Annotated in this window: 10 protein-coding genes and 1 tRNA gene; 9 read left to right on the forward strand and 2 right to left on the reverse strand. The window is 70.3% G+C overall.

The annotated features are described in order from the left end of the window. Window positions 1-1,275 (forward strand): ABC transporter ATP-binding protein (locus HKK72_RS30040; RefSeq protein ID WP_187237814.1); only part of this gene is annotated, 1,275 nt, incomplete at its 5' end. Window positions 1,276-1,326: 51 nt separating this feature from the next. Further along, window positions 1,327-1,863 carry a GNAT family N-acetyltransferase gene (locus tag HKK72_RS30045; RefSeq protein ID WP_187237815.1) on the forward strand — a complete coding sequence of 179 codons (537 nt, stop codon included), beginning with the start codon at window positions 1,327-1,329 and terminating at the stop codon, window positions 1,861-1,863. A 90-nt stretch (window positions 1,864-1,953) separates the two neighbouring features. Here the strand turns inward: HKK72_RS30045 and HKK72_RS30050 are convergent, their stop codons facing one another. After that, on the reverse strand, window positions 1,954-2,136 hold the full coding sequence (locus HKK72_RS30050; RefSeq protein WP_187237816.1) for a hypothetical protein: 183 nt from the start codon (window positions 2,134-2,136) through the stop codon (window positions 1,954-1,956). Between the two features lie 243 nt (window positions 2,137-2,379). Further along, a tRNA-Arg gene (locus HKK72_RS30055) sits at window positions 2,380-2,451 on the reverse strand. A gap of 114 nt (window positions 2,452-2,565) precedes the next feature. On the opposite strand from HKK72_RS30055, the gene HKK72_RS30060 reads away from it, so the two are divergent. The 7 genes from HKK72_RS30060 (at window position 2,566) to rho (ending at window position 11,224) form a co-directional block, all read left to right on the forward strand. Beyond that, window positions 2,566-2,934, forward strand: a complete 369-nt coding sequence (locus HKK72_RS30060) for a response regulator (RefSeq protein WP_315987516.1) — start codon at window positions 2,566-2,568, stop codon at window positions 2,932-2,934. 71 nt (window positions 2,935-3,005) lie between these two features. After that, window positions 3,006-3,725 (forward strand): DALR anticodon-binding domain-containing protein, encoded by a 720-nt coding sequence (locus tag HKK72_RS30065; protein WP_187237818.1) that lies wholly within the window; start codon window positions 3,006-3,008, stop codon window positions 3,723-3,725. Then, a complete protein-coding gene (lysA, locus tag HKK72_RS30070; protein WP_187237819.1) occupies window positions 3,722-5,113 on the forward strand; it encodes a diaminopimelate decarboxylase in 1,392 nt (463 codons plus the stop codon). The genes HKK72_RS30065 and lysA overlap by 4 nt, the downstream gene beginning before the upstream one ends. A gap of 20 nt (window positions 5,114-5,133) precedes the next feature. Further along, on the forward strand, window positions 5,134-6,438 hold the full coding sequence (locus tag HKK72_RS30075) for a homoserine dehydrogenase (protein ID WP_187237823.1): 1,305 nt from the start codon (window positions 5,134-5,136) through the stop codon (window positions 6,436-6,438). Window positions 6,439-6,574: 136 nt separating this feature from the next. Continuing rightward, complete coding sequence (gene thrC, locus HKK72_RS30080; RefSeq protein WP_187237820.1) at window positions 6,575-7,660, forward strand: threonine synthase; 1,086 nt, start codon at window positions 6,575-6,577, stop codon at window positions 7,658-7,660. Between the two features lie 129 nt (window positions 7,661-7,789). Continuing rightward, complete coding sequence (thrB, locus tag HKK72_RS30085) at window positions 7,790-8,788, forward strand: homoserine kinase (RefSeq protein ID WP_187237821.1); 999 nt, start codon at window positions 7,790-7,792, stop codon at window positions 8,786-8,788. Window positions 8,789-9,163: 375 nt separating this feature from the next. Further along, window positions 9,164-11,224 (forward strand): transcription termination factor Rho, encoded by a 2,061-nt coding sequence (gene rho, locus HKK72_RS30090; protein ID WP_187237822.1) that lies wholly within the window; start codon window positions 9,164-9,166, stop codon window positions 11,222-11,224. Window positions 11,225-11,244: the final 20 nt, after the last annotated feature.

Below are 11,244 nucleotides of genomic sequence, written 5' to 3' on the forward strand. Positions count from 1 at the left end.
CTGGACCTGGCCGAGAACCGCCGCGTCCGGGAGTACTTCGAGCGCCTGATGACCGGGCGGGAGGAGGCCAAGGAGGTCCGCACGCTCGGCCTCGGGCCGCTGCTGAACGCTCGCTGGAACGCCGAGTACGAGCACGAGATCGACGGAACCGTGCGCACGCAGCGCCGCCACCTGCGCAGCAAGATCCGCGCCCGCCTTGCCGGCGACCTGCTGATCGTGGCAGTGGCCGGCGCGGTCTGGTGGCTGATGGGCAGCGGATTCGTCGATATGCCGACGGCGCTGACCGCGCTCACCGGACTCTGGCTGCTGTCCACTCGGCTGCAGATGCTCGGCGGGCTGATGGGCAACATCGCCGAGGCCGTCCTCTACCTACAGGACCTGAAGACCTTCGCGGAACCCGATGCCGGTGCACGTCCGGCGAACGACCTGCCCGTGCCGAACCTCCGGGACCTCCGCGCCGAACGGATCGGCTTCACCTACCCGGGCTCGGCACACCCCGCGCTGCGCGATGTGACCGTGACGCTGCGCGCCGGGGAGGTCGTGGCGCTGGTCGGAGCGAACGGCTCCGGCAAGACCACCCTCGCCAAGCTCCTGGCCGGCCTCTACCGTCCGGACCAGGGGACGCTGCTGTTCAACGGTGCCCCACTGACCGACCCGGCGTCGTTGCGCGAGACATCCGCCGTGCTCTTCCAGGACTTCGTCCGCTACAAGCTGTCCGCCCTCGACAACATCGCGTTCGGCCGCGCCGACCGGCCCGCCGATCCCGACCGGATCACCAGAGCCGCGCGGCAGGCGGGGGCCCACGACTTCCTGCAGAGCCTCCCCCAGGAGTACGCGACCGTGCTGAGCAAGGAGTTCACGGGCGGCGAGGACCTGTCCGGCGGGCAGTGGCAACGGCTGGCGCTCGCCCGGGCCTTCTACCGGAATGCGCCGTTCATCATCCTGGACGAGCCGACCGCGGCCCTCGACCCCGAGGCCGAAGAGGAGCTGTTCCAGCACATCCGGCACCTGTTCGCGGGCCGCACGGTACTGCTGATCTCGCACCGATTCTCCTCGGTCCGCGGCGCCGACCGTATCTATGTCCTGGACAGGGGCACCGTCATCGAACAGGGCACGCACGACGAACTGATGGCCCGCCGCGCAAGGTACGCCACCCTCTTCCTCACGCAGGCAGCCGGCTACTTGGACGCACCCGCGACCCCTGCAGCGCAGCTCAGCGAAGTGGAGGCTGGGTGCCGTCGATGGGGTCGATCACCCAGGTCCAGTAGATCCTGATTCGGGCGATTGCCTCTCGGCCGGGTCACCGGGGACGTAGCGTGGGCCGTCATGGGTGTCGATCATGTGATGCTGCGCCCGGTGGCTGAGGATGATCTGCCGGTGCTCGAACGGTTCTTGTGGGATCCGGAGGCCGCTGGGTCGTTTGAGTGGCATGGCTGGAAGGATCCGGGCCTCTGGCGGCGCCGGTGGGCAGAGAACGGCCTGCTTGGCGATGACGCCGGTCAACTGCTGGTGGTCTGTGGCGATGACCGGCTGGGTTTCGTGGCCTGGCGGAAAGTCGTGACTTCGCAGCTCTCGTTTTGCTGGCAGATCGGGATCGCTCTCGTGCCGGAGGCCCGCGGCCGCGGCTACGGTACCGAGGCCCAGCGGCTTGTGGTTCGGTACCTGTTCGCGCATACACAGGCGGCCAGGATCGAGGCCGGCACCGAGGTGACCAACATCGCTGAGCAGCGCGCTCTGGAGAAGGCAGGCTTCACACGCGAAGGCGTGCTGCGCAGCTACGGTTTTCGGGACGGGCAGTGGCGCGATGCAGTGCTCTACAGCGTGCTGCGAGACGATGTCCTGCCGGAGCGTGATCCGGCCTGAGCCGGAAGCGCCGGTTGGCTACGAAGAGACCCGGGTCGCGGAGCAGGATATGAATGGCACGGAACTCCGTCTGGTGTAGACCTCGTGCCACTACTCCGCATGGCTGTCGGTGAAGTCGTCGGGGCGTGCCTGACGTAGGTGGTCATATCGCGCTTGGAGCAGGTGAACGGCATCTGACAGGCCGCACTCGAACGCCGCCCTGATCGCTTGGACAGCCTTGAGCGCCTGGCGCTCGATGATGTGGGTGTCGATGGTCTCCCATTCGTCGTTCACGATCTGATCGTGACAGGTGGGAGGTGTGCTGCAAATCGGTTTCTTGGGCGGCGCCGTGGACCCAGCAGTGACGGTCAGAGCGGGCCTGGACGGCGCTGACATGGTCGGCTGTCGCCGGAGCCGCTCCATATATTCCGGGGAGCCGCGACCATGGCGGCGTCTGGTGGCATACGGCCATATACATGTGAAAACCCCGGCCCGGCGTCTCCGCCGATGGTCCGGGGTTTGGCTGATCTTGAAGTGCGCCCCCTGCAGGATTCGAACCTGCGCACTCGGCTCCGGAGGCCGATGCTCTATCCCCTGAGCTAAGGGGGCTGGCGCGGAAGAAGGCTACCAGCTATGAAACGCCGACGCGCACCTGGTTATTCGCCGTGCGTTCAGTGGGCCGACCGGCTAGCTTGGGTGGCCGTGACGGATCCACTGGGACGGGTGCTGGTCGTCGATGACGACGAGGTGATCCGGCAGCTCATCGCCGTGAACCTCCAGCTCGAGGGCTTCGAGGTCGAGACCGCTGTCGACGGGCAGGACTGCCTCGACAAGGTGATCGAGGTCGATCCGCTCGTGATCACGCTCGACATCATGATGCCCCGGCTGGACGGCTGGGTGACGGCGGTCAAGCTGCGCGAGGATCCCGCCACGAGCCACATGAAAGTGGTGATGATCACGGCGCGGGCGCAGGACCACGACATCCGGCGCGGCCATGAGATCGGCGTGGACGCCTACGTCACCAAGCCCTTCGACCCCGCGCACCTCATCCGTACCGTGCGCAAACTCGCGGGCGCCGGCCCGCACGCTTAGCGGCGAAACCGGCGCTGAACACGGCATGACCGCGACCGTTGTCCACATGGTGGTCGGATAGTCTCGCCAGGGTGACCCCAGCCGATGTGGGCGGCGCCGTCCTCGCCGCGGTGGCCGCGGCTCGAGACGCCGGTGAGCTCGCTTGCGCGCCACCGAGCGATGCTCTGCTGACCTGCGCGAACGGGTCGTACGGCACGCCGCTGGCGCTGCGGCTCGCCGCCGCCGAGCGACGGCCGGCCCACGAGGTCGCCGAGGTGATCGCCAAGCGGCTGCCGCTGCGGTCCGAGGCCGTCGGAGGCTTCCTCACGATCAAGGCCTCGGGGCTGGCGGAGAGCATTGCGGCCGAGGAGGGCTACGGCCTCGCCGCGGTGCCGCGCCCGGCGTCCCCCTGGCCGGACCGGCCGCGGACGTTCGGCAACCCGGGCTTCTCCGTGCGCTACGCCTACGCCCGGGCCGCCGCGGTCCGGCGGGAGGCGGGCGTCCTCGGCATCGCCCCAGGGCCGCACGAGCCCGGCGACCCGCTGGAGACCCGCCTGCTGGACCTGCTGGCCGAGGTCCCCGGCCGGGCCGCTCAGGCCGTGCGCGAAAGCGACGCGGCGGCCTTCGCACGGCATCTGGAGCGGGTCGCGGAGGCCTACCACGACGTGCACGAGCGGCGCCCGGCGCTGCCCCTCGGCGACGAGGAGCCGGACGCCCGCCACGGCGGCCGGCTGACCCTGGCCGAGGCCGTACGGATCACCATTGGAAACGGGCTTCAGATGCTCGGCGAGACCCCGAGAGAGAGATTTTGAGTAGGGCTCACCCGGCGGGATCGCGTCACGCGGACATCCTGCCCGAAGATCACCCGATGCCTCCGGCCGAGGACCTGAACGCGCTGGTCCCGGCGGTCTGGCCGCGCAGCGCCAAGCGTGAAGAGGGGGCCTTGACCGTCGGCGGCGTCGACGTCCGAGATCTCGCGGGGGAGTACGGCACACCGCTGTACGTCCTCGACGAGGAGGACTTCCGTGCGCGCTGCCGCGAGTACCGGGCGGCGTTTCACGACGGCGACGTCCACTACGCGGGCAAGGCGTTCCTGTGCGGCGCCGTGGCGCGCTGGATCGACGAAGAGGGCCTCGGCCTGGACGTCTGCTCCGGCGGCGAGCTCGCGGTGGCGCTGGCCGTGGACTTTCCCCCGGAGAAGATCACGCTGCACGGCAGCAACAAGTCGATCGCCGAGCTCACCAGGGCGCTCGAGGCGGGGGTCGGCCGCATCGTGGTCGACTCCTACGAGGAGATCGCGCGCCTCGGCTTCCTCGCCGACAAGCTCGGCAAGCGCCCGAAGGTCATGGTGCGGGTCACCACCGGAGTCGAGGCGCACACCCACGAGTTCATCGCGACCGCCCACGACGACCAGAAGTTCGGCTTCGCCCGCAGCTCCGGCGCGGCGCTCGAGGCAGTACGGCGCATCCTGGAGCTCGAACAGCTCGAGCTCGTCGGCCTGCACTCTCACATCGGCTCGCAGATCTTCGACACCGACGGGTTCGAGGTCGCCGCGCACCGCGTCGCGGAGCTGCTCGTGGCGATCCGGCACGAGCACGGGGTCGACCTGCCCGAGCTCGACCTCGGCGGCGGGTTCGGCATCGCCTACGTGGCCGGCGACGACGCCCCCGACCCCAAGCGCCTCGCCGACAACATGCGCCGCATCGTGGCCAGGGAGTGCGAGTCGTACGGCCTGGCCGTGCCGCGCCTGACCGTCGAGCCCGGCCGCGGCATCGTCGGCCCTGGCGGCATCACGCTGTACGAGGTCGGCACGATCAAGGACGTCGAGGGCATCCGGACCTACGTCTCGGTCGACGGCGGCATGAGCGACAACCTGCGCACCGCCCTGTACGGCGCCGAGTACACCTCCGTACTCGCCAGCCGCGTGTCGGAGGCGGGCCCGATGCTCAGCCGGATGGTCGGCAAGCACTGCGAGAGCGGCGACATCGTCGTCCGCGACCTGTGGCTGCCGGAAGATCTCGCCGTCGGCGACCTCGTGGCGGTCGCGGCGACCGGTGCGTACTGTCGATCGATGGCCAGCAACTACAACTTCGTCCCGCGCCCCGCGGTCGTGGCCGTACGCGACGGCGCGTCCCGGGTGATCGTTCGCCGGGAGACCGAGGACGACCTGCTGAGGTTGGACGGGGAGGTAACACGGTGAAACCCGCTGGAGCGCTCACGGTGGCGCTGCTGGGCTGCGGCGTCGTCGGCACCGAGGTCGTACGGCTGTTGCGTGAGCAGGCCGACGACCTCGCCGCCCGGATCGGCGCCCCGCTCCACCTGGGCGGCGTCGCCGTACGGCGGCTGGACAAGCCCCGTGCGGGAGTCGATCCGGAACTGCTGACCACGGACGCGGTCGGCCTGGTGACCCGAGACGACATCGACATCGTCATCGAGGTCATCGGCGGCATCGAGCCCGCGCGGAGCCTGATGCTGGCGGCGATGAAGACCGGCAAGGCGGTGATCTCGGCCAACAAGGCGCTGTTGGCCGAGGACGGCGAGACGCTGTTCGGCGCGGCACGCGAGTACGGGGCCGATCTCTACTACGAGGCGTCGGTCGCCGGGGCCATCCCGCTGCTGCGTCCACTGCGCGAATCGCTGGTCGGCGACCATGTGCACAAGGTGCTCGGCATCGTCAACGGCACCACGAACTACATCCTGGACCAGATGGACACCCACGGCGCCGGGTTCACCGAGGCGCTGGAGGAGGCCCAGTCGCTGGGCTACGCCGAGGCCGACCCGACCGCCGACGTGGAGGGCTTCGACGCGGCCGCGAAGGCGGCGATCCTGGCCCAGCTGGCCTTCCACACGACGGTCACGGCCGCGGACGTGCACCGGGAGGGCATCACCGAAGTGAGCGCCGCCGACATGGCGAGCGCCAAGGCGATGGGCTGCGTGGTCAAGCTGCTGGCGATCTGTGAGCGGGTGCGGACCGACGAGCCCACGGGCAACAGCCTGAACGGCCGTGGCGTGTCGGTCCGCGTCTACCCGGCGATGATCCCGCGATCACACCCGCTGGCCAGCGTGCGCGAGGCCTACAACGCGGTGTTCGTGGAGGCCGAGTCGGCCGGGCGGCTCATGTTCTACGGCGCCGGGGCCGGCGGCGCGCCGACGGCCTCGGCGGTGCTGGGCGACCTCGTCGCGGTGGCCCGCAACAAGATGAACGGCACCCGCGGACCGGCCGAGACGACCTACGCGGCGCTGCCCGTGCTGCCGATGGGCGAGACGATCACGCGCTATCACGTGCAGCTCGACGTGGCCGACCGGTCCGGCGTGCTCGCCCAGGTGGCCGAGGAGTTCTCGCGGCACGACGTGTCGATCCAGGCCGTACGGCAGGAGGGGCACGGCGAGGACGCCCAGCTCGTGATCGTCACCCACCGGGCCGAGGACGCGGCGCTCGCCGCGACCGTCGCCGGGCTCAGCGGGCTCGACATCGTGCGCAACGTCGCCAGCGTCATGCGGGTCGAAGGCGACGATCAGAAGTGACGGCGGACCGCCGGAACGGTCGCCGGGCGGACGCGCCCGCCCGAGTTGTCCGGCATCTGGGATCGGGTGGGCACCGCCACCCCTCAGGGCAATAGACTCGGCGCACAACCTCGCAGGTCATCCAAGGGGGATCACCGTGGACGCGACCACCGTCCGAGCGTGGCGCGGGCTCATCGAGGAATACCGCGACCTGCTGCCGGTCACCCGGGACACGCCCGTCGTGACGCTGCTCGAGGGCGGCACTCCGCTGGTCCCGGCCCACCGGATCTCGCAGCTCACCGGATGCGAGGTCTACCTCAAGGTCGAGGGCGCCAACCCGACGGGCTCGTTCAAGGACCGCGGCATGACCGTGGCCATCAGCAAGGCCGCCGAGGAGGGCGCCAAGGCCGTCATCTGCGCGTCGACCGGCAACACCTCCGCCTCGGCCGCGGCCTACGCCGTACGGGCCGGCATGACGTGCGCCGTACTCGTGCCGCAGGGCAAGATCGCCATGGGCAAGCTGGCCCAGGCGCTCGTGCACGGTGCCAAGCTGCTGCAGGTCGACGGGAACTTCGACGACTGCCTCGAACTCGCCCGCAAGCTCGCGGCCGACTACCCGGTGGCGCTGGTCAACTCGGTCAACAAGTACCGGCTGCAGGGGCAGAAGACCGCGGCCTTCGAGATCGTCGACGCGCTCGGGGACGCACCCGACGTGCACTGCCTGCCGGTCGGCAACGCGGGCAACATCAGCGCCTACTGGATGGGCTACCAGGAGTACGCGGCGTCGGGCACGGCCTCGCGCAGGCCGCGCATGCTCGGTTTCCAGGCCAGCGGCGCGGCGCCGATCGTCCGCGGGCACCCGGTGGCCCAGCCGCAGACGATCGCCACCGCGATCCGCATCGGCAACCCGGCGTCATGGAACCTGGCGCTGGCCGCCAGGGACGAGTCCGGCGGGGCGATCCAGTCGGTGACCGACCGGCAGATCCTCGCCGCCTACCGGCTGCTCGCCCGCGAGGAGGGCGTGTTCGTCGAGCCCGCGTCGGCGGCCGCCGTCGCGGGCCTGCTGCAGGTCGTCGAGGCGGGCGCCGGCTCCGAAGGCTTCGTCCCGCCCGGCTCGCGCGTGGTGTGCACGGTGACGGGGAACGGTCTCAAGGACCCCGACTGGGCGATCTCGGGTGCGCCCGCGCCGACGACGATCCCGGTCGACGCCCACGCCGCCGCCTCGTCCCTCGGCCTGGCGTGACACGCCCCTTCACCCGTGATCATGCAGTTGTTCGCGTGAAGGGGCGCGAACAACTGCATGATCACGGCGGGAGTGGCGGGGAGGGCGGGAACAACTGCATGATCACGGCGGTGGCGGTGGGGAGGGTCTGTGGAGTGGGGTGACGGGCCGGTACGGGTCCGGGTACGGGTCCCGGCGACGAGCGCCAACCTCGGGCCCGGCTTCGACTCGCTCGGCCTGGCGCTGACGCTGTACGACGACGTCGAGGTGGAGATCACCGGCGCTCCCGGGCTGTCGATCGAGGTCTCGGGCGAAGGCGCCGAGGTCGCCGACCGCGGCGAGACCCACCTCATCGTCCAGGTGCTGCGCCGCACCCTCGACGTGATCGACAAGCTCGCTCCGGCGGGCCTCGGGCAACCGGCCGGCCTGCGGCTGAGCTGTGTCAACCGGATCCCGCACAGCCGGGGGCTGGGCTCGTCCTCAGCGGCGATCGTGGCGGGCATCAGCGCCGCCCGCGCCCTCCATCCGTACGGGCGGCTGCTGGACGACGACGCCGCGCTCGCGCTCGCGACCGCCGTCGAGGGCCACCCCGACAACGTCGCCCCCTGCCTGGCGGGCGGGCTCACCATCGCCTGGACACCCGACGCCCGGCCGGCGGCGGACTCCCGCGCGGCCGCGGACGTCCCGGCGGGCGGAGGCTTTCCGGCGGGCGCGCCACGGCTCGTACGGCTCGATCTCGAAACCGAGGTCGTCGCCTTCGTTCCCGACCAGCGGCTCGCGACCGAGCGGGCACGCGGGCTGCTGCCCGACGTGGTGCCGCACTCGGACGCCGCCGCGAACGCGGGCCGCGCGGCACTGCTGATCGCGGCGCTGACCCAGGGGCTCGGGCCCGATGTGCTGCTCGACGCCACGGCGGATCGGCTGCACCAGCCTTATCGCGCCCCGGCCATGCCCGAATCCGCCGCGCTCGTCGATACTCTGCGTGAGGCCGGAGTGCCCGCAGTGATCTCCGGCGCAGGTCCCACTGTCCTGGCCTTCACATCTGCGTCACAGACTGATTCGATCGGTCCAGAACTGGGTACTTCGTGGCACAAACACCGGCTGAACGTCGACCCCCACGGCGCATGCGTTCAGCTCGACGGTTCGTGACACGCGAGATTGACCTCTGAGGAATAGCAGTGTGCCCCGGTGATGTTAGGCTGGTTGCAGCACCAGATGCCCCGCTCGGGGCTGTGTGCTCGTCAGCCACGCATCGCCCGGCCGGCCTTTTGGTCGTGTCCGCCCCGCGCACGTGGTTCCCCGACACCGAAACTTCCCGTTGTCTGGCATCCCAGCAAAGCTTCGGACGTAACGGAGTCGGGGGTCCGCACGAGCGAACCGTCCCGACAATCTGGCTGTGCCCAGACATCGCCGATGGCGACCCCATCGTGATCGGCGGAGCACGATTCGGCGCCCCCGCCGGATCGCACCACCGGGTTGCCTGGCCGACGGAGGCCAACACCCGCTCCCTGGGAAGGACCCTTAGTGAGCGAATCCAGCGAACTTCTTACGGACGCATTGAGCCCAGTAGGTGACATCGAGCCCGTACCCGCAGGCGCTGAGCGCGTCGCACCCCGGCGTCGCCGGACCGGTACCGGCCTGTCCGCCATGGTGCTGCCCGAACTCAAGGCGCTAGCGTCCAACCTCGGCATCAGTGGCACTGCCGGGATGCGTAAGAGTCAGCTCATCGCGGCAATTCAGGAAAAGCAGGGCGGCCAGGAGAAGCAGGGGCAGAGCCCGGCGGGTGGCGAGCAGGGAACTGTTGTCAATTCCGCACGCGTCTCCGACGTGAGCGGGGGCGGAGCGGCCCTCTCGACCGGCACGGCCGACGCTGGCGGGGCCGGTGCGAGCGGCTCCGTGGCGACCGAGATCACCGCCGAGGTGGCCACCGCCGCTCCCGAGCGCGCCTCCGAGGTGGCCAGGGAGACGACCACCAAGGAGCGGCCGCGACGTGGCCGTACGGCGGCCGTCCGACGTGGCGAGGAGAACGAAGAGCAGCCCACCGGCGGCGATGACAGGTCCGGTGCTCAGCCCGCGAAGTCCGATGACGGTGAAGGCGGCGGCAACCGCGACGGTGGCCGTCAGCGGGGGCGCGGCGGTCGCGACCGCAGTGACAACCGCGAGACCCGCGGCGACAACCGGGGCGAGCGTGGCGACAACCGCGGAGAGCGCGGTGACCGCGAGAGCCGGGGCGAGCGCGGGGACCGCGACGGTCGTGGTGACCGCGGCGACCGTGGTGACCGCGGTGACCGCGGCGATCAGAGCCAGCGCCGGGGGCAGAGCCAGGGCGGCGGCGGGGACGACGACGGCGAGGGCGGCGGCCGCAATCGCCGGGGCCGCAGGTTCCGTGAGCGCAACCGCGGTGGCCGCGGTGGCCGCGAGCGTTACGAAGAGCCGGTGATCAGTGAGGACGACGTCCTGATCCCGGTCGCGGGCATCCTCGACATCCTCGACAACTACGCCTTCGTCCGGACCACCGGCTACCTCCCAGGGCAGAACGACGTCTACGTCTCGCTCGCCCAGGTCCGCAAGAACAACCTGCGCAAGGGCGACGTCATCACGGGCGCCGTACGGCAGCCGCGTGACGGCGAGCGGCGCGAGAAGTTCAACGCGCTGGTCCGCCTCGACACGGTGAACGGCATGGAGCCCGACCAGGCCAAGGGCCGGGTCGACTTCAACAAGCTGACTCCGCTGTACCCGCAGGAGCGGCTGCGCCTCGAGACCGACCCGGGGATCCTGACGACCCGGATCATCGACCTGGTGTCGCCGATCGGCAAGGGCCAGCGCGGGCTGATCGTCTCGCCGCCGAAGGCCGGCAAGACCATGGTGCTCCAGTCGATCGCCAACGCGATCACCAAGAACAACCCCGAGTGCCACCTGATGGTCGTCCTGGTCGACGAGCGGCCGGAAGAGGTCACCGACATGCAGCGGTCGGTGAAGGGCGAGGTCATCCACTCGACCTTCGACCGGCCGGCCGAGGACCACACCACGGTCGCCGAGCTCGCCATCGAGCGCGCCAAGCGCCTGGTGGAGCTCGGACACGACGTGGTCGTGCTGCTCGACTCCATCACCCGGCTGGGCCGCGCCTACAACCTCGCGGCCCCGGCGTCGGGCCGGATCCTGTCCGGTGGTGTCGACTCCACGGCGCTCTACCCGCCGAAGCGGTTCTTCGGCGCCGCCCGCAACATCGAGAACGGCGGCTCGCTGACGATCCTCGCCACCGCCCTGGTCGAGACCGGGTCCCGGATGGACGAGGTCATCTTCGAGGAGTTCAAGGGCACCGGCAACATGGAGCTGAAGCTCAACCGTCAGCTCGCCGACAAGCGGATCTTCCCGGCGGTGGACGTCGACGCGTCCGGTACCCGTAAGGAAGAGATCCTCATGGCGCCCGAGGAGCTCAAGGTCACCTGGCAGCTGCGCCGGGTGCTGCACGCGCTCGAGATGCAGCAGGCCCTGGAACTGTTGCTCGAGAAGATGCGGGAGACCAAGTCGAACGCGGAGTTCCTGCTCCAGGTGCAGAAGACGACCGTCTCCGACGATCGCTGACCCTCCGTACGTCCTGACCA

The sequence above is a fragment of the Actinomadura sp. HBU206391 genome (assembly GCF_014323665.1).
GTDB lineage: Bacteria > Actinomycetota > Actinomycetes > Streptosporangiales > Streptosporangiaceae > Actinomadura_C.

Excerpts from the sequence above, each read along its gene's own strand:
- HKK72_RS30045 (WP_187237815.1), top strand. The coding sequence starts at position 1,327 with ATGGGTGTCGATCATGTGATGCTGCGCCCGGTGGCTGAGGATGATCTG.